Below are 24,134 nucleotides of genomic sequence, written 5' to 3' on the forward strand. Positions count from 1 at the left end.
GGCTTAGTAGGCCGGGTAAGCGAAGCGCCACCCGGCAGATATTCGCGTAAAGCGGTAAAACAGAAGCAGTATTGGGTTAGCGGTCAGGACACCTGCGGGTTGTTTATTGCGGCGGCGGTTCGAAGCAGAGGCTGCGCTCCAGGCACTCGTCGCAGCTCGGCGAGCGGCAGACGATCTCCCCCTGCGACTGCAGGCAGCGCTGGCGATAAAAGAACTTTTTCCAGCGCATATGGTGGACGTTCTGCGCCACCAGCTGCGGAAAGCAGTCGCGCATCAGCCGGCCCAGTTCCGCCCGCGAATCCAGACCCAGATCCTCCCACAGATGATTAAACGCCAGCGCCGCCCCGGCGACGATCGGCGCCATCGGTTCGGCTCCCGGCGCCATCCACTCCGCCAGCCACCGCGCCAGCTGGCGGCGCTCTTCGTCGCGGGTGGCATTCAGCTCCGTCATCAGCCGGCGGCGGCTCAGCGCCTCGCTGTCCAGCGGCGTCGCCATTTCGCCCAACCGCTGCTGCAGGGCCAGCCACGCCTCGACGCTCAGACCCATCCGCAGCGGAAAGCAGCCTTTTCCGGCGTGATACAGTCGCCACAGGCGGGTCAACCAGTCAACCGGCGCCATCAGGCGACCCCCTGACGCAGACGCGATGCCGCCAGGCTCTGTCGCCGCCGCTGCCACCAGGCGGGCAGCACCTCGGCGACCGACCGCCACGCGCCATCCACCTGCGGCTCAATGCCCTGTCGCTCGAGCTGTTGCCATGGCGTATGGCCGATACGCACGCAGAACACCGCTTTCACGTCGGCGAGCAGCGCGAGGAGCGCCGCCAGTCTGGCCTCGTTCTCCTGCGGTTCGCACTCCTCCGCGCCGCGGCAATATTTCGGCGTAAAGCGCTCGCCTACCAGCACCATGCCGGCGGCCGACAGGCTGTAGATCGAGAAGCGGTCGGCATGGCCAAAATGACAATCAATCACCTCGCCGCGGCTGGAGGCTACCGCCACCAGACAGGCGTCATCCGCCTCCGACTCTCCCCGGGTGGCGAGGCTGGCATGAAGTTCGGCGCGTTGGTGGAGGATGGGCAGCCAGTCGGGGAGGCTGTCCGGGTCCGGAAGCTGGGTAAACTGCTGGCTGCGATCTTCGCCCAGCATGCCGATGGCGTCGGCGCGGCACTGGTGGCAGTGGGTCATCTGCGGCATCGCTGCCCCGCACTGGCTGCGGATCGCGGCGAGCATCCCGGCGTCCGGTTCCGGCTGGCCGTTGAGGCCAAAGACCGTGCCGTGCTCCGGTCTGGCAATCAGCGGCATAATATTGTGAATAAACGCGCCGCTTTCCCGCAAACAACGGCTGACCTCGGCCATGCCGCTGTCGTTGATCCCCGGCATCAGCACCGAGTTTATCTTGACCAGCACCCCGGCGTTGGTTAGCCTGCGGACCCCCTCCAGCTGGCGGGCTATCAGGATCTCCCCGGCTTCCCGGCCGCTGTAGCGTTCGCCGTCGAGCCACAGCCAGGCGTAGATTTGCCCGGCGATCTCGGCATCCAGAGTGTTGATGGTCACCGTAACGTGATCCACGCCGACCTCCAGCAGGCGATCCACCGCGTCGGGCAGCATCAGCCCGTTGGTCGACAGGCATAATTTCAGGTCCGGAAGCTGGTCGCGGACCAGCTCCAGGGTGCGGAAGGTGCGGGTCATATTGGCCAGCGGATCGCCGGGCCCGGCAATGCCAACCACCGACAGCTGCGGGATGGCCTGGGCCACCTGGCGCACTTTCAGCACCGCCTGCTCGGGGGTCAGCAGCGTCGATGACACCCCGGGGCGGGATTCATTGCTGCAGTCGAATTTACGGTTGCAGTAGTTGCACTGCAGATTGCAGGCCGGGGCGACCGGGAGATGCATCCGGGCGAAACGGTGGTGCCCGCTGCGGGAGTAGCAGGGGTGCGCGGCGACCTTATCGGCCACCCGCGGCGCTAACGCGCTGGCGTCCGCCGACTGACAGGCGTTGCCGCCGGAAAAAGAAGAGCAGGAAGTCATGGTCGTACCTTCTTGGTTGGGCGATACCTTCCTGCTGCAAAGGGCATACCAGAGAGGTTTTTTTTATCTTTCTGAAAAGAAAGGTGTTATTCCGCATCCCTGCGGCAAAATATTGTCGTGTTCCCGCCGCACGGGCGACAATGTCCTGAACCTGACACCGCGGCCTACAGACGCGGCAGGGTGATATCCATGATCTGGATCCGGTAGGCGACCTGGCGCGGCGTCATCCCCAGCAGCCGCGCCGCCTTGGCCTGCACCCAGCCGGCTTTTTCCAGCGCGGCGATCAGCCGCTGGCGTTCATCCAGGCTGTTGTCCAGCCAGCTGTCTTCCGCTGGCCCGCTGGTGGGCAGGGCTTTGGCCGGACGTTCCTGGTGGGTGAAGAGGATCACGTCGCGATCGATCAGGCCGCTCTCGGACATCACCGCCGATCGTTCGAGGCAGTTCTCCAGTTCGCGAACGTTGCCCGGCCAGCTGTACTCCATCAGCAGGCGGATCGCCCCCTCGCTGATCCGCAGCGTGCGCCCCTGATGCTGGCCAATTTTGCGCACCAGAAAGTGCGCCAGCTCGGCGATGTCCTCCTGACGCTCGCGCAGCGGGGGCAGGGCGATGGGCATCACGTTCAGGCGATAGTAAAGATCCTCGCGGAAGTGGCCCAGCCGGACCTCCTCCTCCAGGTGGCGGTTGGTGGCGGCGATGATGCGGACATTCACCCGCAGGGTCTCATCGCCGCCGACCCGCTCCATCTCCCCCTCCTGGAGGATGCGCAGCAGCTTAGCCTGGAACGAGGCGCTGCTTTCGCCAATCTCGTCGAGAAACAGGGTGCCGCCATCCGCCAGCTCAAAACGCCCCTTACGCTGGCGCATCGCCCCGGTAAAGGCGCCTTTTTCATGGCCGAACAGTTCGCTTTCCAGCAGGTTGTCCGGCAGCGCCGCGCAGTTAAATTTGACGAAGGCGGCGCCAGCCCGCGGCGAATGGTGGTGGATGGCATTGGCGATCAGCTCCTTCCCGGTGCCGCTTTCGCCGCGCACCAGCACGGTGGTGTCCCAGCGCGAAACCTGGCGGATCACCTCCACGATCTGGCGCATCGCCGGGCTCTTGCCGACCATATTGTCAAGGCCCACCCCGCGCGACGACGAGCAGGCCGGCGGCCGTTCCACCTTCGGCGGCTGGCGGCCCGGCAGGGTGGCGGAGGCCGGGAGGATCATCAACCGGATGGTCTGGGCCATGAGGTTGGCGACGGTTTCGAGAAAGCGGGTGCAGGCCGGCAGCCGCTCTTCCTGGCGCGCCATCGGCTGGGCCGCCAGCACTCCCATGGGCCGGGCGTTAGGCCCCATTAGCGGCACGGCGATAAACGGCAGGTCATAATCGTAGAGGCTCAGACGGTCGAGAAAACGCTGATCGTCGGCGACCCGCGGCAGCACCAGCGACTGCCCCTGGGCCAGCACCGTCCCCACCAGCCCCTCGCCGGGACGATAGCGGATCTGCGCGCTGCCGGGGAGGGTCTGCTGCTCGGTTTGCTGCAGCGCTTCGATACTGAGGATCTCCTGCTCGCTGTCGTAAAGACAGATCATCCCGTGCTGCATAAAGGCATCGTTGTGCAATACGCTGAGCACCTCCTGCAGCGTTTTGCTGGCCTCGGTGGCGCGGCTCAGCACCACGCTTATCCGCTGCATGGCGGTGAACTGCTGAGAGAGGTCGAAGCGTCTGACGGTGGTGTCCGGGTCGGATTCGGGGATCATGCTTCACCTCCGTTCAGGGTGTTAAACAACGGGAAACGCAGGGTCAGGCAGGTGCCGCCCTGCGGCCGGGAAGCCAGCTCGATGGCCCCGCGATGGTGCGCCACCAGGGTCTGGATCAGCCGCAGCTCCATGCCTTTGCCCGGCGAATTCAGCGCGTCGGGGGAGTGGGCGTAGCGCACCTGCAGCAGCGGCACGTTGTCGGTCAGGTACAGCGCCAGCCAGCCGTCGTTTTCCTCGGCATAGAGCTGCATCGCCAGCGGGACGGAAGGCAGCTCGGCGGCGAGGGCCAGGGTGCGGTCGAGCCACAGGCTTAAGCACGCCAGCAGCTGAGTGCGCTGGCCAAAACCGATCAGATGCGGTGAGGCCATTTCCAGCTGTAGCCCCTCGGGATCGAAGCGGGTGCGGTAGAGGGCGCACAGGTCGTCGAAAAAGGGCTGCAGCGGCCAGACGGCGGGGCTTTCGAGTTCCAGCGACGGGCGACAGCGCTGGAGCCGGGCCATCGCCTCTTCCCCTTCTCGCCAGGCGGCCTCCAGCGCCACGTTGCCGCTGCTCTCGCCGTTCAGCCGACGGGCCGCCGCCAGCATGTTAATCGGGCAGTTCAGCTGGATCAGCGCGGCGTCCAGCGATTCGCGGATCGCCGCCAGCAGCTTGCCGGCGGTCATTTGCTGCTTCAGCCGGTCGAGGCGGCCCTGCTCCTGCTGCTGGCGCTGCTGGGTACAGTCGGCGATCACCACCAGGCTTCGCGCCAGGGCGCTGTCGATAAAGTAGCGGCTGGCCTCTTCGCTGACGCCGGGCAGCGGCCAGCAGGTCACCGACAGCCAGCGCGCGGCCCCGCGGATCGCCACCGGCAGGATCTGTTCCACGCCGGGCGTCATTCGGCCAGGGGAGACCTGCAGCTCGGTGAGCAGCTCCCGGCCGCCGCAGTCGGCGCAGAAGGTTTTATAGGCGAGGTTGTCCATCACCACCCGATCCTGCTCGTCCACCACCACCACGGCGGCGGGAATATTATTCAGCACCGCCTCCATCAGGGTCATATGGTTGCGCAGCCGCTGCTCCAGGGTATAGCTGACGCTGATATCCCGCTGCATCGCCAGATAGTGCTCCAGTTCCCCCTGCGGACTGAGCACCGGAGTGATGTCAATCTCCACCAGGTACAGGCCGCCGTCACGCCGCTGGTTAATCAACTGGCCGCGCCACGGCTGACGCTGGAGCAGGGTGTGCCACATCTCCTGATAGATCTCGCGCGGCGTCTGGCTGCTGGCCAGCAGGCGCGGGTTCTGATTTAACAATTGCGCCAGCGAATAGCCGGTCTGGCGGCAAAACGCCGGGTTGGCGTAGATGATCCTGGCGCTGGCGTCGGTGAGTGAGATCGCCACCGAGGCCTGTTCCACCATGGTAAAAAACAGCCCCGGATGTTGTTGAGTCAGCGCGCCGGCGATGGCTTCCGGCGCGGCGTTATCGAGCATCATATTCAGGGTCATCGTAAACTCCTGTGTCGCAGTTATGACAAATTGTCCGACACCCTGCGCGGATCGCGGCGGGCTGAGCCGAACCCGGATAACCATGCAAACTGTGCGCCCTTATCGAAACGACCGAACGAAACATTGATCCGACAGGGGGAAAATCCGCTGATTTTTACCTTTAGGCCCGCCGGGGGCGCCTTTCGCGGGCGCTGCTGCGGCGGGAAGCGATCCTGATGGGGCAGGGATGGGCCGTCACGGTGCAGGGCAACCTGGCACAGCCTTCGCAATACCCCTGCGGTTATCCCTATTTCCGACACCATTCCGACAGGAGCGTACTATGGCGAACATTGGCATTTTCTTTGGCACCGATACCGGTAAAACCCGCAAAATCGCGAAAATGATCCACAAGCAGCTGGGGGAGGCCGCCGCCGCCCCGGTCAATATTAACCGCGCCACGCTGGCGGACCTGCTGGCCTACCCGGCGCTGCTGCTGGGCACGCCGACGCTTGGCGACGGCCAGCTGCCGGGCCTTGAGGCCGGGGGCGAGAGCGAGTCGTGGGCGGAATTTCTTCAGACCCTCGGCGACGTCAGCCTGCAGGGGAAAACGGTGGCGCTGTTTGGCCTCGGCGATCAGCGCGGCTATCCCGATAACTTCGCCAGCGGGCTGCGGCCGCTGTACGACGCCCTGCGCGCCCGCGGGGCGACGATGATCGGCAGCTGGCCGAACGAGGGGTATGAGTTCAGCGCCTCATCGGCGCTGGAGGGGGAGCGGTTTGTCGGGCTGGTGCTGGACCAGGATAACCAGTTCGACGAAACCGAAACGCGCCTGGCGACCTGGCTTGAGGAGATTAAACCGCACCTGCTGTAAACGCTGGCGGGTGGCCTGTCGGCTACCCGCAAAGCCCCGGCTGGCGCGCTAACATCTCAGCCAGCCACTGGCGCTGGTGGCGGCGCTGGCTCTGTTGACTGAGGTAATCGCGGGCGCTTTCCAGCGCCTGCTCAGGCGTCATCGGCGCGGCGGGGCGGATGGCTTCGCACCATACCAGGTGCCAGCCCAGCTCGCTGGCCACCGGCGCGCTCAGCGCGTTTTCCGTCAGCGCAAACAGGGCCTCCTCCAGCTGCGGATAAAGCAATCCCCGGCCGATCCACCCCAGCAGTCCGCCGTCCAGCGCGCTCGGACAGTGGGAGTGTCGCTGGGCCAGCGGCGCAAACGCCTCGCGGGAGGCCGCGATTTGCCCATGAAGCGCCTGGATGCGCGAGTAAACCGCCTGCTCATCGCCATCGACGGTGAGCAGCAGATGGCGGGTCAACCGCTGTTCCGGGCGGATAAACTGCGCCTGATGCCGCAGATACCAGGCCTGCACCGTGGCGGGATCCGGCTGCGGCGCCTGGCTGGCAATCCCGGCGAAGGCGGTTTCCAGCCGGGCATGGTGCAGGACGATCGCCGCCCGCTCCGGCGGGGTAAACCCGCCCTCATCCAGCCAGGCGCCCAGCGAAGCGGCGAGGCCTTCCCGTAGCGCGGCGGGGATCGCCTCCGCCGCGACCTGGGCGACCAGCGCCTGCTCCACGCTGGCCTGACGCTGCCAGGCCGCCTCGAAGGCCTCCCGGTCCGCCGCGGCGATGGCCGCCGGTTCGCAGTTCCAGCGGCTCTGCGCCAGCCGCCGCCGGCCAAATCGTTGCCATGGCTGCATTATTCTTCCTCCTCTGCCAGGGCCAGCGCGGTCACCGGCACCTGGAACCAGCGGCCGCCGAAGTCGACGATATAGCCGTCGCCGCGCTCGCCCCGATCGGTGGCTTCAATGCGCCCCTGCTGACCGACGTTGACCACCACTTCGCCCTGCAACGTCAGCGCCGTCTGGCAGGTGACGTTATCGCCATACTGCAGATTCCCCGCCAGCCAGGGCCGATCGCCGGCAATCAGCTCCTGTTCGCGGCAGCCGACAACCCGGTCACAGTCCGGGAAGTGGATCTGGTAGATGATCTGGTCCTGCAAGAACACCCCCCAGTCGCGGACATAGCCGATGCTGCCCCGGCGCACCAGCAGGGCGCCGGATGGCAGGCCCGCATAGGTGCCATCGTTGCGGATGGCGCGCACGACGCGGACCGCTTCGCTAAAGGTGAATGTGGGTCTCATGGCCTGTTCTCCTCGAACTGTTGCTGATAACTCTCCGCCAGCAGCCGGCGCGCCAGCAGCCAGTGCGCGCGCGGGTTCTCCTCCAGCTGGTTGAGCAGAGGCACTTCCGCCTTCAGCTTACGGTGAAAGGCGGCCAGCACCGGCAGGCTGCAGTGGGCCAGACGCTCGGGCTGGTAGGGAACGGCGAAAAACTGAAAGAAGGCGTCGGCGGAGCGCAGGTCGTCTACGCCGGGGATCTGATAAAACCACTCCATGCTTACCCCCTGGCCTGCAGCGTTTCGGCGCCGCAGAGCGCGTGAAAGATTGCCGCCAGCTCATCATCCCGCGGGCTGCGTTTACCGGTTTCCGCAAAGTGGCGGAGCGCGGGCAGCAGCTGGTCAATTTGCGCTGACGTCAGGTGATAGCCCATCCGGTCGAAGACGCCGTTAACCGCCTGGCGACCAGAGTGTTTGCCCAGCACCAGCCGATAGCCGCGGCCCAGCAGGGCGGGGTCGATCGCCTGATAGCTCTCGCTGTCGCGCAGCAGCGCCGCGACGTGCACGCCGGATTCGTGGGTAAAGACCAGCTCACCCACCAGCGGCTGCTGGGGATCCACCGGGCGGCGGGTGGCGAGGGCCACGTGTTCGCACAGTGCCGGCAGGGCGGTGAAACGCACCCCGGTCTCGACGCCCAGGCAGCGCTCCAGCCCGAGCGCCACGGTCTCCAGCGCCGCGTTGCCCGCGCGTTCGCCCAGGCCCAGCACGGTGGTGTTCACGCTGGTGGCCCCGGCGCGGACCGCCGCCAGGGTGTTGGCGGTAGCCAGGCCCAGATCGTTATGGGCGTGCATCTCGAGTTCGCCGGGCCAGACGCGGCGCAGGGCGGCGATCTGCGCCGCGGTAGTGAACGGGTCGAGGATGCCGAGGGTATCGGCATAGCGCAGACGGGTGGCTCCCGCCTCGCCGGCCTGCCGGGCAATGTCCTGCAGCGTCGCGTCGCTGGCTCGCGAGGCGTCCTCACAGCCAATGCAGACCTTCAGGCCAAGGGTGTGGGCGAGGTGGATCAGGGCCGCCAGCCGCTCCAGCAGCAGCGGTAAGCTCTCGCGCAGTTTGTACTGCCGCAGCTTGTCGGAGGCGGGAATGGAGATATCCACCCAGTCCATGCCCAGCTCGGCGCTCTGGCGAATTTCGCCGGCCTGCATTCGGCACCAGGTCATCAGCGTGGCGCCCGGGAGCTGACGGCGCACCAGCCGGATACGGGCGCACTCCTCCTCGCCCATCGCCGGGGTGCCGACCTCCAGCGCCTCGATCCCCGCCGCGTACAGCGCCTCGGCGATGGCGATTTTTTCGCTGGCCTGGAAGGCCACGCCGGGACTCTGTTCGCCATCGCGCAGGGTGGTGTCATTGATCAGTACGCGTCCCATTTTCGTCTCTCCGTCTTAACCGTAGACCGGCGTGAAGGCGCCATCCTGCAGGTGCGGCTGGCCGTTCCGCCAGTAGGGCGACAGGGCGCGCAGCCGGTCGATAATGGGCGGCAGGGCGGCGATGACGTAGTCGATCTCTTTTTCCCGGGTGTAGCGCGAGAGGGAGAAGCGAACGGTGCCGTGGGCCGCGGTGTAGGGGATATTCATCGCCCGCATGACGTGCGACGGCTCCAGCGAGCCGGAGGTGCAGGCGCTGCCGCTGGAGGCGGCGATCCCGGCCTGATTCATCAGCAGCAGGATCGCCTCGCCTTCAATGCACTCGAAGGCCAGATTAAGCGTGCCGGGCACCCGCGGCTGGCTGCCGCCCATCACCGTTACCGCCGGGATAGTGGCCTGGAGATGGTGTGCAAGGCGATCGCGCAGCTGGCTAATCTGCGCCATGCCCGGGAGATGGACCTGCGCCAGCTCGCTGGCGGCACCCATCCCGACAATGCCGCTGATATTTTCCGTACCGGCCCGCCGGCCATGCGCCTGGTGGCCGCCGCGCAGCAGCGGGCGAAACCGCGTTCCCCGCCGCAGCCAGAGGCAGCCCACCCCTTTGGGGCCGTGGAATTTATGCGCCGAGCAGGAGAGCATATCGATCCGCGTCTGGCTGAGCGCCATCGGGATTTTGCCCACCACCTGCACGGCGTCGCAGTGAAACAGCGCGCCCTGCTCATGGGCCAGCTCCGCCAGCTCGGGCACCGGGAACATGACGCCGGTTTCGTTATTGGCCCACATAATGCTGACCAGCGCCACGCGCGGGCTAAGCGCCGCCCGAAACTGCGCCATATCGAGGGCCCCCTGCCGATCCACGGCGATACGGTGGATCAGGTATCCCTGGCGCTCCAGCTGTTCGCACACCGCCAGGGTGGCGGGATGTTCGACCACGCTGGTGATGATCTCGCGCCGCTCCGGCATCAGGGCCACCGCCGAGGCGATGGCGGTGGTGGTGGCCTCGGTGGCGCAGGAGGTAAAGATGATCTCGCTGGGGTAGTCGGCTCCGAGCAGGGCGGCCACCTGTTGGTGCGCCCGTTCAAGGGCGGCCTGCGCCGGCAGACCAAAATCGTGTATCGACGAAGGGTTGCCGTAAATGTCGGTCAAAAAGGGCATCATCGCGTCGAGAACCATCGGGTCGAGACGGGTGGTGGCGTTGTTATCGAGATAAACAGGTTTCATCGTATCCCCCTTGGGTTAGTTAACCGCGGCCGGGGCCGCCACCACGTCCATGTAACTTCCGGTACGCTCCATCAGCTTCTGCTGCAGCCAGGCGAGGGTCATGTCGGTCATCATGCAGCCGCTGCAGCTGCCGGAGAGGCTGACGGTCACCTGGCGCGGGGTGACGCTCACCAGCGTCATGTCGCCGCCGTCGGCCTGAATGTGCGGGCGCAGCTCGTTGATGGTATCGACCACGCTTTGCCAGTGCGCATCCTGGGTCGTCTCCGCCGGCAGGGGGGCGGGCGGCTGTTGGGCGAGGATCGCCGCCAGCGCCAGCTCAATTTTTTCATGGCAGGCGGTACAGCCCCCGCCGGCCTTGGTGTAGTTGATCACTTCCTCGAGGGTGGTCAGGCCGTTGTTCACCACGGCCCGGCGAATATGCCCTTCGTCGACGCCGAAGCATTTACAGATCAGCTTGCCCTCCTCATGCTCCTCCTCAAGGCTTTCGCCGCGAAAATGGGCGATGGCCGCACGCAGCGCCTCCTGGCCCATCACCGAGCAGTGCATTTTCTCCGGCGGCAGACCGTCGAGGTAGTCGGCGATCTGCTGGTTGGTGATCTGCCCGGCTTCGGTCAGGGTGTGGCCGATAATCAGCTCCGTCAGCGCGGAAGAGGAGGCGATGGCGCTGCCGCAGCCGAAGGTCTGGAAGCCGGCCTCCTCGATGATCTCGGTGTGCGGATCAACCCGCAGCATCAGGCGCAGCGCATCGCCGCAGCTTAATGAACCCACATCGCCCACCGCGTTGGCGTTGTCGACCACGCGCGCGTTGCGGGGATGAAAAAAATGGTCTTTCACTTTCTCGGAGTAGTTCCACATGCTGTCAGCTCCAGGGATGATGACGAAAACGCCGGGGCGCGGTGCACCGCAGACTGGCGGTGGTACTGTTCCCCAAGCAATTGCAGTACCAACGCATAAAAACCTTATTTATTAATTATCTGGCTGAATCAGCTCCCCCGACAGAGCCGACACTGTTGTGGCGTTTTGTGGGCTTTGTCACATAAACGACAGGCTCAGGGCTGCGGGTCGGGCTCCTCCCGCCATGTCTGCTCCTCCAGCAGGCGGTTAAAGCGCTGCGGGTCGCGTTGCCGCGTGCTGCGGCGCTGCGCTTTTTCATACCAGGAGAGCTGGATCTCCTGCAGTAAGCCGAGGATGGTGGTCTGGTCGGGAACCCGTTCGGCGCGGACGCCCACCTGCAGCAGCTGGCGAAAAACCGCCTCGCCAATCGCCACGCAGAACAGGGTGACGCAATCCTCCAGGGCGTGGACACGCTCGGCTATCTTCTCGGTCTGATGGCCGCTGACGACCGGGAACTCCACCACCCGCAGCAGGGTGACTCGATCCGCCTTGACGCCGTAGACCACCAGCCGCGGCGTGGCGCCAAAATGCTGATCGACGTGGCGGTAATCGGAGCTGGCGAAGGCGACTTTCATCGACCACTCGTCGGCGTGGACCATCTCAAACTGTCGGTTAATGGGCGGCATAAGCGTCTCCTGAAGCCGGCTGGGGGTCGGCGCCCTGGCGAAGCGGCGAGCGGTAGAGGGCGGTGTGGTGATGGCGGTCGCGCAGCAGATTGGCCAGCTCAAACAGCGTGTCGCGCATGCCGGGGTACCCCTGGCGGACCCGGCGAAACTCGCCGAGCCGGTCGAAGATGGGAAAGCCGACGCGGATCAGCGGCAGGGCAAACTGCTCCGCCAGATCGCGGGCGTGCGAGTTAGCCACCAGCAGATCGGCGGGTTGGTGGCTCAGCAACTGCTGGAGATCCTCAAGATCCCCCGGCACCACCTGCTCGACCGGCAGCTGGCGCAGGCTGGGGTGGCTGGTGGGGGCGACCAGCGGGCCGGGCTGGATCCCCTGGCTGCGGGCGAAATCACACCATGCCGCCAGCAGGTCGCCCTCCGCGGCCATCGCCATGCGCTGGCCCTGCAGCCACATATGGCAGTCGATCATCGCATCCTGCAGCTGGCCGCGCTGGCGCTCAATCCAGGCCGGTACGCGGCGTCCGGACAGCTTCGCCAGCTGATGGATAAAGGTATCGCAGTGGTCGAGAGTCATCAGGTGCGGCAGGGCGATCACGTCCCCCCGGCTGCGCTGGCTCAGGAGGGATGCCGCCCGCTGCATTGACACGCCGATGGCGAAGCTGCCCAGACTCTGGCCCATCTGCGCAATCTGGCGCAGCGAGGCGCCGCCCTGGGTCAGGGGCGTAAAATCCCCCTGACCGAGGTGGCCATCCATCGACAGCGAGAGGTCCGGCAGGACCACCGGCTGCAGGCCAAAGGCCTCCACGCAGCGGCTCAGCCATTCGATATCCCCTGGCGAACAGAGGTGGCTGACCAGCAGGTTGACCCGCCGGGGGCGCTGCCCCGGCCGCGGCGTCGGCGCCACCCACTGCTCGATGATGCTCTCGATCACCGCGCTGTAGCCGTTTTCCATAGAGCCAAAAAAATCCGGGGTGTTGACGGTGAGGATCGCCACCCCGTTATGGCGGGGATGCGCCTCGCGAAACTGGCGCACCACCCGGGCGATATCGCTGCCCTGCGCTTCCGCCAGACCGGTGCTGAGCAGCACGATGGCCTGCGGACTGTGGCGCTGGCAGAGGGTGTCGAGCGCGGTGAAGATATTGCCGTCGGCCCCCATGATCGTGGCGGTCGGATCCATGGCCGTCGACTGCAGCGGCACCGGGTCATGGAAATGCTGAATAAAGAAAACTTTGGCGAAGGCGCTGCAGCCCTGGGCGCCGTGGACCAGCGGGATGGCCTGGGCCAGCCCGAGGCTGGCGAGGATCGCCCCGAGCGGTTGCCCGGTTTTAATCGGGCTCACCGCCAGCGGTTTTTCGCTACGGATAAGGTCTGCCATGGTGTTCTCCTAGCGCCACGGGGCGCGGGCATGCGTTTGCGGCCAGACGGGGCTGGCGAGGGTCAGACAAAGCTGGCGGGCGAGGGTGATGATGCCCTGGTAGCCAGCGTAGGCGTGCTCCCGCTCCTGATTGATATCGAGAAACGGCAGCCGGGCTTTCCAGGCGGTGTACATATTGCGTCCGCCGGCGATCATCAGATCCGCCTGATAGCGGTACACCACGTCGAGCAGGGTGCGGGCGTTGCCCTCCTCAAGCATCACCGCCTCGTCGCCCATCAGCTCCCGGATCCGCTGTTTATCCTCCTCGGTGGATTTCCGCGTGCCGGTGGCCACCACGGTCATGCCGAGATCCTGCAGGGCCGAGACCACCGACCAGGATTTCACGCCGCCGGTGTAGAGCAGCACCTTGCGCCCGCGGAGCTGCTCGCGCCACGGCGCCAGCGCCTGCTCCGCCGCTCGCTCCTCGCGGGCGATCAGCGCCTCGGTGCGGCGGCACAGGTCGTCATCCCCCAGCAGCGCCGCCAGCTGGCGCAGGGCGTCGGAGGTGGCGCGGATCCCGTAGAAGCTGCCTTCAAACCACGGCGTGCCGTAGCGCAGCTCCAGCCCCCGGGCGACGTTGATCAGCGCCCGCGAGCAGACCAGCATATTGGCCTGCGCCCGGTGCAGGGTCTGGATCTCGGCAAAGCGGCCGTCGCCGGAGAGGCTGCCGAGGACGCGGATCCCCAGCTCGTCGAGCAGCGGCTGGACCTGCCAGAACTCGCCGGCGATATTGAATTCGCCAATCAGGCCGATATCGTGGCGCTGGGCCGGGGCAAAGGGCGTGTTGTCCGGCCACGGGGCGGGTTCGCGCTGGCCAATCACCTGCCTGAGCATCACGTCGCCCGCCATCCGGTTGCCAAGATTTTTGCTGCCGTAGAAGCCGGCGGCGTCAATGGCGATGACCGGGACGCCGGTGGCGGTCTGCGCGGCCTGGCATACCGCTTCGATGTCATCGCCCTCCATCGCCGGTACGCAGGTGTTGTAGATAAAGACCGCCGCCGGGCGATAGCGGTCGACGATGTGACGCACGGCGTGGAACAGACGGCGTTCGCCGCGGCCCATAATCACATCCTGTTCGTTGAGATCGGTGGTAAAGCCGAGCCGGCTGAGGGCCGGGCCGGCGCTGACGCTGCCACGGTTATCCCACGAGCTGCCCGCGCAGCCGATGGGGCCGTGCACCAGGTGCGCGACGTCGGCGATGGGCAGGAGCGTTATCTGCGCGCCGTCGAAGGCGCAGCCGCCGGCGGTGGCGCCGGGCTTAGGGGCGCTGCAGCCGGATTTTTGCTTCTGGTTGTGCTCGCAGGCGGGTTCGTCCAGCAGCGCCAGAATTTCCTTTCCCTTCATAGTGACCTCGTTGACGGTGGGAGACCGGAGAGGTGATGCAATTCGCGCTCCAGGGAGAGGGGGATTGATTTTTAAGGAAAAAGGGTTGTGGGTTTTGCGACAAAGGCAACAATCGGACAAGGGGGGCATGATTTATCGCGCTGATAACTGGATTTACCGCGACAGTATTGCTGCAGACTGGTGAATGGCGGGAAAGGTCGATAAGGTGGACTATTCCGTTCACCGACCTTCCTCTCTATTTCATCGCGCCCTCTGCGGGTGAACGGCATGGGGGGCGTTTCGCCCGCCCCCCATGACCCCCCGCATGGCGCTGAAAATTGCCGCTGCGCGGTCCGCTCCACTCCGGCTTCATCTGGCGGAACGGGCGGACTCGACATCCCTGTCTCGACCGCCCTCTGGCCGCCGTCCTGGCGGCCAGTCCTGGATGCGCGCCTGCGTTCTCGCCAATTTTCCTGATGCGCCCAACCCCCCGCTGTCACTTTTGTCCCTGTCCTGCGGCGCTTGCCTTGCTGAAAGAAAGGATGTCCCTGCAGGGGTAAAAAAAGGCCCGCGGGGTCGGCGGGCAACAAGCACAACACAACGATTAAAAAACACGTTCCTCCAGAGGGTTATCCCGGTTGAGGCGCTTCGCCAGCCACGGCGGCAGCCGACCGGCCAGCATCGCGCTCACCGCGGCGCACTGCGCCTGAATCGTCGTGCCCGGTGGCGCTTTCATCGGATGGATCTGATGGCGGATCAACCTCGCGGCGGCAGGCCCGCCAATCTCCTGACAAAACAGCAGATGGCAATCCTCCAGTAGCCTGGCGCGCATCTCGCTGGCGTCAGACGCCGCCGAAGGGGAGGCATAGCGGCGCAGATCTGCCAGCCAGCCGCCCTGGTCATCGAAGGCATAGATAAAAAACAGCCGGTTCTGGCCAAAATGACCATTGATGGTCAGGCCATCCTGCGAGCAAAAAGCGACCCGCAGCTGCGGCGTTCGCTGAGGGTGGCGGGCGATGCGTAAATGGCCGGGCAGCGCCCCCTGAAGGCAGGCGATGACCCGCGCCCAGCGGGCCGGGGACATCACCGCCGTCGCCGAAGGAAAGCTGGCGGCCAGCTGAGGCTGCGTCAGGGTGGTTAAGCGTGCCGGGGTCAAGGTCTCGCCGCACTCCTGCGCCAGCCAGTCGACGACTTGCACCGGCTGCAGCTCCGGCAGCGTCTGGAACAGCGCCAGCAGACGCCAGAAAAGGGTATCGTTATCGGACATTTCCAGCTCCTTATAGCAGCGTGCTGCGGGTGGCGCGCAGGCTTATCGGGAAGACCGGCCGCCCCGGCTGCGGATTGACGTAGTAGCGACGCCCCCCTTCAAGGGCAATCGCGCCGCCCCAGCGGTCGGTCTCGTCATGTTCGACCTGGAGCACCCGAGCCTCCAGATCCTGTTTGGCGATATAGGCATACAGCGCCTCGCCGCGCTCACGGAAAATCACGATGGGCATACTCCCTCCTGGCCCCGCCTGCGGCGGGGCGCCTGATGGTTAACGAACGAGGTCGAAGCTGTAATCGGTTTTGCCCAGCTGGCTGGTGTCGTGGTCCAGTTTTTCCAGCACGGCGTTCACCAGCGTCGTGACGATGTTCATCGCGCCTTCATAGCCCCAGGTGGTCTGGCGGTGCAGATGATGGCGGTCGAACAGCGGAAAGCCGAGACGGATCAGCGGCACTTCGAAGGCTTTGCCCTTCGCCAGGGTATCGCGCTGGATAAACTTGCCGTAGGAGTTACCGATCATAAAGTCCGGCTGGCGGGTGAACATCAGCGACCGGAAGTGCCACAGGTCGCAGTTGATGAACACTTCGCTGTCCTGGCCGTACGGCGAGGCATCGAGCATTTTCTTCATCGCTTTTTGCCAGCGTTTATTGGCGTTATGGCTGAGGATCACCGTCGGCTCGCAGCCCAGCTCCAGCAGGAAGCGCGTCAGGCCCATCACGAAATCCGGATCGCCATAGAGGCCGAATTTTTTGCCGTGCAGCCAGGTGTGGGAGTCCAGCATCATGTCCACCAGCCGGCCGCGCTCCAGGGTCAGGGCGTCGGCGATCGGTTTGCCGGTTAGCTGACTAACGGTCATGAGCAGCGCGTCGGTAGCGGCCAGACCCAACGGAACGGCCACCTCCGTCGCGGGCTGATTCCACATCTCCTGAACCACCTTTTTGCTTTTCACCAGCTGCCACGGCTGCAGCAGCAGGGTGTCAATGGCGTCCGGCGCGGTTTTGATCTCCTGCTGGCTGGTGCCGCCGGCGTACATCCGGTAATGGCCGTCGGCGGGGGTGTCGAGCACCTCGGATGGGTCGGAGAGCAGGCTGCACGGGACATCCATCTGCGCCATCATCCGCTTCAGCACGCGGAAGTTGCCGAGATAGGTCTCAAATCCGGTCACCAGATTGAGCTTTTGCTGTTTGCCCGGCTGCCCGGCGTAGTCAGCGGTAAAGGTCTTCGCGAACCCTTCGAACATATTGTCCCAGCCGGTGACATGGCTGCCGATAAAGCTGGGGGTATGGGCGTAAGGAATGGCGATGCTGTCGTCAACAAATCCCTCTTTTTTGGCGTTGGCGATAAACGCCTGCAGATCGTCGCCGATCACCTCGGCCATGCAGGTGGTGGAGACGGCGATAATCTCGGGTTTATACAACGCGCTGGCATTCTGCAGGCCCAGATTCATGTTGTTGTTGCCGCCGAACACCGCCGCGTCCTCGGTCATGGAGTCGGAGACGCAGGCCACCGGCTCTTTAAAATGGCGGTTAAAGTAGGTGCGAAAATAGGCGACGCAGCCCTGGGAGCCGTGCACGTAGGGCAGGGTACCGGCGAACCCCAGCGCGCAGAGTACGGCGCCGAGCGGCTGGCAGGCTTTGGCCGGGTCGACGGTCAGCGCCTCGCGCTGGAAGTTCAGCGCTTCATACTCGGCGGTGGTGGTCCAGGCAAACACCTCCTGGACGCGCTGTGCGTCGTGCGCCTCTTCAAGGCTCTTTTTGTTCTGGAACAGGGTCTGGTATTCATCCTGTTCAAACAGCGGATAACAGCTGTGAATTTTATCGATCGTTTGGCTCATGGTGTTCTCCTCCCGCGCCACAAATCGGTGGACTGACGGGATAGTGAAGGGGCAATCACGCAGACTTCAGCCACGGGGCAGTCAGTTCGTTCCACGCCGGATTGTTCAGGGTCATATCCATATCGCGGGCAAAGATGGCGAAGCCGTCATAGCCGTGATAGGGGCCGGAATAGTCCCAGGAGTGCATCTGGCGGAACGGCACCCCCATTTTCTGGAAGATATATTTCTCTTTGATCCCGGAGCCGATGAGGTCGGGCTTCAGCGCTTTGACGAAGGTCTCCAGCTCATAGCTGCTGGCATCGTCAAACAGCAGAGTGCCCTCTTTCAGGTCCGGCAGGGTGCGGTCGTAATCATCGTTATGGGCAAACTCGTAGCCGGCGGCGATGATCTCCATCCCGAGATCCTCATAGGCGCCGATGACGTGGCGCGGCCGCAGCCCCCCCATGTACAGCAGCACTTTGCGCCCCTCCAGCCGCGGGCGATATTTGGCGATGATGGCCGCCATCTGCCCCTCATATTTGGCGATCACCGCTTCTGCATTGGCGCGAATGGTGTCATCAAATTGATCGGCGATTTTGCGCAGTGATTCGGCGATTTTGGTCGGGCCGAAGAAGTTATATTCCATCCACGGGATCTGATGTTTCTCCTCCATATGGCGGGCGATATAGTTCATCGAGCGGTAGCAGTGGACGAGGTTGAGCTTAACGAACGGGGTGTTCTCCATCTCCACCAGGGTGCCGTCGCCGGACCACTGCGCCACTACGCGCAGCCCCATCTCTTCCAGCAGAATGCGCGAGGCCCAGGCGTCGCCGCCGATGTTGTAATCGCCAATGATGGCGACATCGTACGGGGTGCTGGCAAACGGCTGCCCTTCGCGATTGTTCAGCACCCAGTCGCGCACCACGTCGTTGGCGATATGGTGGCCCAGCGACTGCGATACGCCGCGAAAGCCTTCGCAGCGCACCGGGATCACCGGTTTATCCAGCGCCTTGCTGCTGGCGTTGGCCACGGCGCTGATGTCATCGCCGATGAGGCCCACCGGGCACTCCGACTGGATGGTGATCCCTTTGGTCAGCGGGAACAGCAGCTCCATCTCTTCAATCAGTTTGCTCAGCTTTTTATCGCCGCCGAAGACAATATCGCGCTCCTGAAAATCAGAGGTGAAGTTCAGGGTGCCGAAGCTGTCGACACCGCTGACGCCGGTATAGTAGTTGCGCCGTCCGGCGCGCGAGTACTGGCCGCAGCCGATGGGGCCGTGCGAGATATGGGCCATGTCTTTGATTGGCCCAAACACCACCCCTTTCGAGCCCGCATAGGCGCAGCCGCGCACGGTCATCACCCCGGGCTGCGATTTACGGTTCGAGATAATGCACTTGCCGACGCTCTCCATCTGCGGATCGCTGATCATCATGTGCTTTCTGCGCTCTTTGCGCGCGGTTTCGGGAAACACCTCCAGGACTTCCTGGATGAGCGCAAGGTTACGTTCGCCTGTTGCGTTGGTCATGGTGAGGATCCTGTACTCAGGCCGCGTTTTCTTCAGCGGCGGTTTTACCAATGATGCTGGTGTCTTCTTCTTCCATGATGCCGAACTCCATCAGCAGCGACTCCAGCTCGTCCATGGTGCAGGGGGTCGGCACTACTTTTTTGGTGTTATTGACGATCTTCTGCGCCAGTTGACGATATTCGTTGGCCTGCTGACAGGTCGGGTCGTACTCGATCACCGTCATCCGGCGGATCTCCGCGCGCTGTACAATGTTGTCGCGGGGAACGAAGTGGATCATCTGGGTGCCAAGCTTCTCCGCCAGAGCGATGATCAGCTCATCTTCGCGGTCGGTTTTACGCGAGTTACAGATCAGGCCGCCGAGGCGTACCTTGCCGGATTTGGCGTACTTCACGATCCCTTTGGAGATATTGTTGGCGGCATACATCGCCATCATCTCGCCGGAGCAGACGATGTAGATCTCCTGGGCTTTGTTTTCGCGGATCGGCATAGCGAAGCCGCCGCAGACCACGTCGCCGAGGACGTCATAGAAGACGAAATCCAGATCTTCTTCATAGGCGCCTTCTTCTTCGAGGAAGTTGATGGCGGTGATCACCCCGCGTCCGGCACAGCCGACGCCTGGCTCCGGGCCGCCGGATTCGGCGCAACGGACATCGCCATAGCCGATTTGCAGCACGTCTTCGAGCTCCAGATCCTCGACCGAGCCCACTTCCGCCGCCATCTCCATGATGGTGTTCTGGGCTTTCGCATGGAGGATCAGACGGGTGGAGTCCGCCTTCGGATCGCAGCCGACGATCATCACTTTCTTACCCATCTCGGCGAGAGCCGCGACGAGATTCTGGGTGGTGGTGGATTTACCGATACCGCCTTTACCGTAGATAGCGCATTGACGCATGGTCATGGTGACTTCTCCTGTTGTTGAGTGTTTGCCAGCAGAGAAGTGCAGGGAACATACCAGCTGTGATTTTTTATTTAGATGTTTGATAAATAAGTGTTTTTTGTAAACCGACCGCGCAGGGGGCCTGCGCAAACGGCACAATAACGCCACCAAATGTGCGAAACAGAACAATTTCCCGCCACCGGCCCGGCGCGGCGCTTTGTCGCCTGTTCAACAGCTTGTCGCGCCCTGTGTCTTATTCCCCGCAATTCCGCCGGACGGATCTGCGCCTTTCTTCCCTTAACCTGTTGAATTAATAAGCGACAGGCGGCAATTCGCGAGCTGGCACAGGCTGTGCTTGAAGAGGAAACAGGGTTTGCCGCGGGCTGTCGCGGTAAAGAGAACGCTCACCTTCGAGGATTGAACGATGTCCGGAAACATGAAAACAATGGATGGCAACGCGGCGGCGGCCTGGATCTCCTACGCCTTTACCGACGTGGCGGCCATCTATCCCATCACCCCCTCCACGCCGATGGCGGAAAATGTCGATGAATGGGCCGCTAAGGGGAAAAAGAACCTCTTTGGTCGACCGGTGCGCCTGATGGAGATGCAGTCTGAAGCCGGTGCCGCCGGGGCGGTGCACGGCGCGCTGCAGGCGGGGGCGCTCACCACCACCTACACCGCGTCGCAGGGGCTGCTGCTGATGATCCCCAATTTATACAAAATCGCCGGGGAGCTGCTGCCGGGCGTCTTTCACGTCAGCGCCCGGGCGCTGGCGACCAATTCGCTGAATATTTTTGGCGACCATCAGGACGTGATGGCGGTGCGCCAGACCGGCTGCGCCATGCTGGTGGAGAATAACGTTCAGCAGGTGATGGACCTGTCGGCGGTGGCTCACCTGGCGGCGATCGCCGGGCGGATACCGTTTATCAACTTCTTCGACGGCTTTCGTACTTCGCACGAAATACAGAAGATCGAGGTGCTGGAGTATGAGCAACTGGCGACGCTGCTGGACCGCCCGGCGCTGGAGCGCTTTCGTCGTCAGGCGCTGCACCCGGATCACCCGGTGATCCGCGGCACCGCGCAAAACCCGGATATCTACTTCCAGGAGCGGGAGGCCGGTAACCGCTTCTACCTCGCGCTGCCCGATCTGGTGGAAAGCTATATGGCGAAGATCACCGCGCTGACCGGGCGGGAATATCACCTGTTTAATTACCACGGCGCGCCGGACGCCGAGCGGGTGATTATCGCCATGGGCTCAGTGTGCGACACCGTCCAGGAGGTGGTGGAGACGCTCAATGCGGCGGGGGAGAAGGTGGGGCTGCTCAGCGTTCATCTCTATCGGCCGTTCTCGCTGGCGCACTTCTTCGCGCAACTGCCCGCCAGCGTGCAGCGTATTGCCGTCCTTGACCGCACCAAAGAGCCGGGGGCGCAGGCGGAACCGCTGTGCCTCGACGTCAAGAACGCCTTCTATCAGCGCGACGATGCGCCGCTGATCGTCGGCGGCCGCTACGCGCTCGGCGGTAAGGACGTGCTGCCCAACGATATCGCCGCAGTGTTTGACAACCTCAGGCAGCCGCTGCCGAAGGACGGCTTTACCCTGGGCATTGTCGATGATGTCACTTTTACCTCGCTGCCCGCCCGGCAGGAACCGCTGGCGGTCTCCCATGCCGGGATCACCGCCTGCAAATTCTGGGGCATGGGCTCGGATGGTACCGTCGGGGCGAACAAAAGCGCCATCAAGATCATCGGCGATAACACGCCGCTCTACGCTCAGGCCTACTTTTCCTACGACTCGAAAAAGTCCGGGGGGATCACCGTCTCACACCTGCGCTTTGGCGATCGGCCGATCACCTCGCCCTACCTGATCCACCGGGCCGATTTTATCGCCTGCTCTCAGCAATCCTATGTCGACCGCTACGACCTGCTGGAGGGGCTGAAGCCGGGGGGCACTTTTCTGCTCAACTGCAGCTGGTCCGAGGCGGAGCTGGAGCAGCACCTGCCGGTCAGCGTCCGGCGCTATCTGGCGCAGGAAAAGATCGACTTTTATACCCTCAACGCGGTGGACATCGCCCGCGAGCTGGGCCTCGGCGGGCGCTTTAACATGCTGATGCAGGCGGCGTTCTTTAAGCTGACGGCCATTATCGATCCGCAAACCGCGGCGGACTATCTCAAGCAGGCGGTGGAAAAAAGCTATGGCAGCAAAGGAGCGAGCGTCATTGAGAAGAACCAGCGGGCTATCGAGCTGGGGATGGCGGCGCTGCACCGGGTGACGGTACCCGCCCACTGGGCGACCCTCGAGGCGCCGGCACCGCAGGCGAGCGCCCTGATGCCGGACTTCATCCGCGATATCCTGCAGCCCATGAACCGCCAGCGTGGCGACCTGTTGCCGGTGAGCGCCTTCGCCGGGATGGAAGACGGCACCTTTCCCTCCGGCACCGCCGCCTGGGAGAAGCGCGGCATCGCCCTGGAGGTGCCGGTCTGGCAGCCTGACGGCTGTACCCAGTGTAACCAGTGCGCCTTTGTCTGCCCGCATGCGGCGATCCGCCCGGCGTTACTGAGCGCTGAAGAGCAGGACACGGCTCCCGCCGGGCTGCTGAGCAAACCGGCCCAGGGGGCCAAAGACTACCACTATCATCTGGCTATCTCGCCGCTGGACTGCTCCGGCTGCGGCAACTGTGTGGAGAGCTGCCCGTCGCGCGGCAAGGCGCTGCAGATGGTCTCCCTCGACAGCCAGCGCGCGATGGCCCCGGTCTGGGATTACGCCCTGGGGCTGGCGCCAAAAGACAACCCGTTTCGCAAAACGACGGTCAAAGGCAGCCAGTTCGAAACGCCGCTGCTGGAGTTTTCCGGCGCCTGTGCGGGCTGCGGCGAAACACCCTATGCCCGGCTGATCACCCAGCTGTTTGGCGACCGGATGCTGATCGCCAACGCCACGGGCTGTTCTTCGATTTGGGGCGCCAGCGCGCCTTCAATGCCCTATACCACCAACCACCGCGGCCACGGGCCGGCCTGGGCAAACTCGCTGTTCGAGGATAACGCCGAGTTCGGGCTTGGCATGATGCTTGGCGGCCAGGCGATCCGCCAACAGATCGCCGAGGAGATGACCCGCGCCCTGGCCCTGCCGGTCAGCGACGCGCTTCACGCCGCGATGCGGCAGTGGCTGGCGCAGCAGGATGAGGGGGAGGGGACCCGCGAACGCGCGGACCGCCTCAGTGCGTTGCTGGCGGCGGAAAAAGAGGGGGTTCCGCTGCTGGAGCAGCTCTGGCAGAACCGTGACTATTTCGTCCGGCGTTCGCAGTGGATCTTCGGCGGCGATGGCTGGGCCTACGATATCGGCTTCGGCGGCCTCGATCATGTGCTGGCCAGCGGGGAAGACGTCAATATTCTGGTGTTTGATACCGAGGTCTACTCCAACACCGGCGGCCAGTCGTCCAAGTCGACCCCGGTGGCGGCGATCGCCAAATTTGCCGCGCAGGGGAAACGCACGCGGAAAAAAGATCTCGGCATGATGGCGATGAGCTACGGCAATGTTTACGTCGCCCAGATCGCCATGGGCGCCGATAAAGATCAGACCCTGCGGGCCATCGCCGAGGCCGAAGCCTGGCCGGGGCCGTCGCTGGTGATCGCCTACGCCGCCTGTATCAACCACGGTCTGAAAGCCGGGATGCGCTGCAGTCAGCGCGAGGCGAAGCGGGCGGTGGAGGCGGGATACTGGCACCTGTGGCGCTATCATCCGCAGCGCGAAGCCGAGGGCAAAACGCCGTTTATACTGGACTCCGAAGAGCCGGAAGAGAGCTTCCGCGACTTTTTGCTCGGCGAGGTGCGCTATGCCGCGCTGCACAAAACCACACCGGATCTGGCGGACGCCCTGTTCCGGCAAACGGAGGACGATGCCCGGGCCCGTTTCAGACAGTATCAGCGGCTGGCGGGGGAGGAGTAGGCTGTCGGTTAGCGATTCACGGCTGCTGCATCACGTTCAGCAGCGTATCCAGCAGGCCGGGAAAACGGGCGTCCAGATCTTCCCGGCGCAGCGAAATCATATTCTCCCGTCCCTGAGGCCGCTGCCAGATCACACCGCTGTCGCGCAGGACGCGCCAGTGGTGGGTCATGGTGGACTTGGCCACCTCTTCCTGACGCAGCGCGTTGCAGCTCTGCTCGCTGCCGTCGGCCAGCGTGCGGATGATCTCCAGTCGCAGCGGGTTGCCGAGCGCGGAAAGGACATTTTCCAGGCGAATTTGTTCTCGTTCGGGGTGATTGGCGATCATAATAATCCTGTGTCGGCGGTGGCGCGGCGCATGGCGGTCGCAGCCCGTATCGGCGGCTGGCGGCTACTATACCCAAACTCCAGGTCTGATGCCACGCGCGCCGCCGCAACCTGACCAATCATAATAATAGTCAAAATAGTTCGAATATACTCGTACAA

At 64.1% G+C, this 24,134-nt stretch carries 21 protein-coding genes; 2 read left to right on the forward strand and 19 right to left on the reverse strand.

The annotated features are described in order from the left end of the window. Window positions 1-103: 103 nt before the first annotated feature. The 4 genes from ABLV64_RS24650 to nifL all read right to left on the reverse strand — a co-directional run bounded on the left by ABLV64_RS24650 (window position 104) and on the right by nifL (window position 5,245). Entirely contained in the window at window positions 104-619 is a 516-nt protein-coding gene (locus ABLV64_RS24650; RefSeq protein ID WP_004203576.1) for a nitrogen fixation protein NifQ, read from the reverse strand. After that, window positions 619-2,025 carry a nitrogenase cofactor biosynthesis protein NifB gene (gene nifB, locus ABLV64_RS24655; protein ID WP_348843116.1) on the reverse strand — a complete coding sequence of 469 codons (1,407 nt, stop codon included), beginning with the start codon at window positions 2,023-2,025 and terminating at the stop codon, window positions 619-621. Before nifB ends, ABLV64_RS24650 begins: the two co-directional genes overlap by 1 nt. A gap of 164 nt (window positions 2,026-2,189) precedes the next feature. Continuing rightward, window positions 2,190-3,764, reverse strand: a complete 1,575-nt coding sequence (gene nifA / locus ABLV64_RS24660; RefSeq protein WP_099441897.1) for a nif-specific transcriptional activator NifA — start codon at window positions 3,762-3,764, stop codon at window positions 2,190-2,192. After that, the gene (nifL, locus tag ABLV64_RS24665) at window positions 3,761-5,245 is read right to left on the reverse strand and encodes a nitrogen fixation negative regulator NifL (protein WP_004203573.1); all 1,485 of its coding nucleotides are present in this window, start codon (window positions 5,243-5,245) and stop codon (window positions 3,761-3,763) included. Before nifL ends, nifA begins: the two co-directional genes overlap by 4 nt. 319 nt (window positions 5,246-5,564) lie before the next feature. Here nifL and ABLV64_RS24670 point away from each other — a divergent pair, with 319 nt between their 5' ends. Then, window positions 5,565-6,095 carry a flavodoxin gene (locus ABLV64_RS24670; RefSeq protein ID WP_032456835.1) on the forward strand — a complete coding sequence of 177 codons (531 nt, stop codon included), beginning with the start codon at window positions 5,565-5,567 and terminating at the stop codon, window positions 6,093-6,095. Between the two features lie 22 nt (window positions 6,096-6,117). Here the strand turns inward: ABLV64_RS24670 and nifM are convergent, their stop codons facing one another. The 14 genes from nifM to nifH form a co-directional block, all read right to left on the reverse strand. Beyond that, window positions 6,118-6,918 carry a nitrogen fixation protein NifM gene (nifM, locus tag ABLV64_RS24675; RefSeq protein WP_004203570.1) on the reverse strand — a complete coding sequence of 267 codons (801 nt, stop codon included), beginning with the start codon at window positions 6,916-6,918 and terminating at the stop codon, window positions 6,118-6,120. Then, window positions 6,918-7,361, reverse strand: coding sequence for a nitrogen fixation protein NifZ (locus ABLV64_RS24680; RefSeq protein WP_004203569.1), 444 nt, complete (start codon window positions 7,359-7,361; stop codon window positions 6,918-6,920). Before ABLV64_RS24680 ends, nifM begins: the two co-directional genes overlap by 1 nt. After that, window positions 7,358-7,615, reverse strand: a complete 258-nt coding sequence (locus ABLV64_RS24685) for a nitrogenase-stabilizing/protective protein NifW (RefSeq protein WP_004203568.1) — start codon at window positions 7,613-7,615, stop codon at window positions 7,358-7,360. The genes ABLV64_RS24680 and ABLV64_RS24685 overlap by 4 nt, the downstream gene beginning before the upstream one ends. A 2-nt stretch (window positions 7,616-7,617) precedes the next feature. Then, complete coding sequence (gene nifV / locus ABLV64_RS24690; protein ID WP_099441896.1) at window positions 7,618-8,760, reverse strand: homocitrate synthase; 1,143 nt, start codon at window positions 8,758-8,760, stop codon at window positions 7,618-7,620. A gap of 15 nt (window positions 8,761-8,775) precedes the next feature. Further along, window positions 8,776-9,978: a cysteine desulfurase NifS gene (gene nifS / locus ABLV64_RS24695; protein ID WP_348843115.1), complete on the reverse strand. Its 1,203-nt coding sequence runs from the start codon at window positions 9,976-9,978 to the stop codon at window positions 8,776-8,778. 15 nt (window positions 9,979-9,993) lie between these two features. Next, a complete protein-coding gene (gene nifU, locus ABLV64_RS24700) occupies window positions 9,994-10,833 on the reverse strand; it encodes a Fe-S cluster assembly protein NifU (protein ID WP_004203564.1) in 840 nt (279 codons plus the stop codon). Between the two features lie 194 nt (window positions 10,834-11,027). Continuing rightward, complete coding sequence (locus ABLV64_RS24705; RefSeq protein WP_004203562.1) at window positions 11,028-11,498, reverse strand: NifB/NifX family molybdenum-iron cluster-binding protein; 471 nt, start codon at window positions 11,496-11,498, stop codon at window positions 11,028-11,030. After that, window positions 11,485-12,870, reverse strand: a complete 1,386-nt coding sequence (gene nifN, locus ABLV64_RS24710; RefSeq protein WP_085845961.1) for a nitrogenase iron-molybdenum cofactor biosynthesis protein NifN — start codon at window positions 12,868-12,870, stop codon at window positions 11,485-11,487. Before nifN ends, ABLV64_RS24705 begins: the two co-directional genes overlap by 14 nt. 9 nt (window positions 12,871-12,879) lie before the next feature. Continuing rightward, complete coding sequence (gene nifE, locus ABLV64_RS24715) at window positions 12,880-14,253, reverse strand: nitrogenase iron-molybdenum cofactor biosynthesis protein NifE (RefSeq protein ID WP_099441895.1); 1,374 nt, start codon at window positions 14,251-14,253, stop codon at window positions 12,880-12,882. A gap of 583 nt (window positions 14,254-14,836) precedes the next feature. Then, on the reverse strand, window positions 14,837-15,499 hold the full coding sequence (locus ABLV64_RS24720) for a NifB/NifX family molybdenum-iron cluster-binding protein (protein WP_004203559.1): 663 nt from the start codon (window positions 15,497-15,499) through the stop codon (window positions 14,837-14,839). Window positions 15,500-15,509: 10 nt separating this feature from the next. Next, window positions 15,510-15,728 (reverse strand): putative nitrogen fixation protein NifT, encoded by a 219-nt coding sequence (nifT, locus tag ABLV64_RS24725; RefSeq protein ID WP_004203557.1) that lies wholly within the window; start codon window positions 15,726-15,728, stop codon window positions 15,510-15,512. 39 nt (window positions 15,729-15,767) lie between these two features. Further along, window positions 15,768-17,330 (reverse strand): nitrogenase molybdenum-iron protein subunit beta, encoded by a 1,563-nt coding sequence (gene nifK / locus ABLV64_RS24730; protein WP_062914132.1) that lies wholly within the window; start codon window positions 17,328-17,330, stop codon window positions 15,768-15,770. Window positions 17,331-17,385: 55 nt separating this feature from the next. Next, window positions 17,386-18,834: a nitrogenase molybdenum-iron protein alpha chain gene (gene nifD, locus ABLV64_RS24735; protein WP_049003984.1), complete on the reverse strand. Its 1,449-nt coding sequence runs from the start codon at window positions 18,832-18,834 to the stop codon at window positions 17,386-17,388. 16 nt (window positions 18,835-18,850) lie between these two features. Further along, window positions 18,851-19,732: a nitrogenase iron protein gene (gene nifH, locus ABLV64_RS24740; protein WP_004203553.1), complete on the reverse strand. Its 882-nt coding sequence runs from the start codon at window positions 19,730-19,732 to the stop codon at window positions 18,851-18,853. 403 nt (window positions 19,733-20,135) lie between these two features. Here nifH and nifJ point away from each other — a divergent pair, with 403 nt between their 5' ends. Continuing rightward, entirely contained in the window at window positions 20,136-23,651 is a 3,516-nt protein-coding gene (nifJ, locus tag ABLV64_RS24745; RefSeq protein ID WP_348843114.1) for a pyruvate:ferredoxin (flavodoxin) oxidoreductase, read from the forward strand. A gap of 16 nt (window positions 23,652-23,667) precedes the next feature. Here nifJ and ABLV64_RS24750 read toward each other — a convergent pair whose 3' ends face one another. Further along, window positions 23,668-23,976, reverse strand: coding sequence for a helix-turn-helix domain-containing protein (locus ABLV64_RS24750; RefSeq protein ID WP_004203550.1), 309 nt, complete (start codon window positions 23,974-23,976; stop codon window positions 23,668-23,670). Window positions 23,977-24,134: the final 158 nt, after the last annotated feature.

It is taken from the genome of Klebsiella sp. JB_Kp031 (assembly GCF_040064295.1).
GTDB lineage: Bacteria > Pseudomonadota > Gammaproteobacteria > Enterobacterales > Enterobacteriaceae > Klebsiella > Klebsiella quasipneumoniae.

What these genes read in the sequence shown, in the direction of transcription:
- ABLV64_RS24650 (WP_004203576.1), bottom strand. Translation starts at nt 619, where the DNA reads ATGGCGCCGGTTGACTGGTTGACCCGCCTGTGGCGACTGTATCACGCC.
- nifB (WP_348843116.1), bottom strand. Translation starts at nt 2,025, where the DNA reads ATGACTTCCTGCTCTTCTTTTTCCGGCGGCAACGCCTGTCAGTCGGCG.
- nifA (WP_099441897.1), bottom strand. Translation starts at nt 3,764, where the DNA reads ATGATCCCCGAATCCGACCCGGACACCACCGTCAGACGCTTCGACCTC.
- nifL (WP_004203573.1), bottom strand. Translation starts at nt 5,245, where the DNA reads ATGACCCTGAATATGATGCTCGATAACGCCGCGCCGGAAGCCATCGCC.
- ABLV64_RS24670 (WP_032456835.1), top strand. Translation starts at nt 5,565, where the DNA reads ATGGCGAACATTGGCATTTTCTTTGGCACCGATACCGGTAAAACCCGC.
- nifM (WP_004203570.1), bottom strand. Translation starts at nt 6,918, where the DNA reads ATGCAGCCATGGCAACGATTTGGCCGGCGGCGGCTGGCGCAGAGCCGC.
- ABLV64_RS24680 (WP_004203569.1), bottom strand. Translation starts at nt 7,361, where the DNA reads ATGAGACCCACATTCACCTTTAGCGAAGCGGTCCGCGTCGTGCGCGCC.
- ABLV64_RS24685 (WP_004203568.1), bottom strand. Translation starts at nt 7,615, where the DNA reads ATGGAGTGGTTTTATCAGATCCCCGGCGTAGACGACCTGCGCTCCGCC.
- nifV (WP_099441896.1), bottom strand. Translation starts at nt 8,760, where the DNA reads ATGGGACGCGTACTGATCAATGACACCACCCTGCGCGATGGCGAACAG.
- nifS (WP_348843115.1), bottom strand. Translation starts at nt 9,978, where the DNA reads ATGAAACCTGTTTATCTCGATAACAACGCCACCACCCGTCTCGACCCG.
- nifU (WP_004203564.1), bottom strand. Translation starts at nt 10,833, where the DNA reads ATGTGGAACTACTCCGAGAAAGTGAAAGACCATTTTTTTCATCCCCGC.
- ABLV64_RS24705 (WP_004203562.1), bottom strand. Translation starts at nt 11,498, where the DNA reads ATGCCGCCCATTAACCGACAGTTTGAGATGGTCCACGCCGACGAGTGG.
- nifN (WP_085845961.1), bottom strand. Translation starts at nt 12,870, where the DNA reads ATGGCAGACCTTATCCGTAGCGAAAAACCGCTGGCGGTGAGCCCGATT.
- nifE (WP_099441895.1), bottom strand. Translation starts at nt 14,253, where the DNA reads ATGAAGGGAAAGGAAATTCTGGCGCTGCTGGACGAACCCGCCTGCGAG.
- ABLV64_RS24720 (WP_004203559.1), bottom strand. Translation starts at nt 15,499, where the DNA reads ATGTCCGATAACGATACCCTTTTCTGGCGTCTGCTGGCGCTGTTCCAG.
- nifT (WP_004203557.1), bottom strand. Translation starts at nt 15,728, where the DNA reads ATGCCCATCGTGATTTTCCGTGAGCGCGGCGAGGCGCTGTATGCCTAT.
- nifK (WP_062914132.1), bottom strand. Translation starts at nt 17,330, where the DNA reads ATGAGCCAAACGATCGATAAAATTCACAGCTGTTATCCGCTGTTTGAA.
- nifD (WP_049003984.1), bottom strand. Translation starts at nt 18,834, where the DNA reads ATGACCAACGCAACAGGCGAACGTAACCTTGCGCTCATCCAGGAAGTC.
- nifH (WP_004203553.1), bottom strand. Translation starts at nt 19,732, where the DNA reads ATGACCATGCGTCAATGCGCTATCTACGGTAAAGGCGGTATCGGTAAA.
- nifJ (WP_348843114.1), top strand. Translation starts at nt 20,136, where the DNA reads ATGTCCGGAAACATGAAAACAATGGATGGCAACGCGGCGGCGGCCTGG.
- ABLV64_RS24750 (WP_004203550.1), bottom strand. Translation starts at nt 23,976, where the DNA reads ATGATCGCCAATCACCCCGAACGAGAACAAATTCGCCTGGAAAATGTC.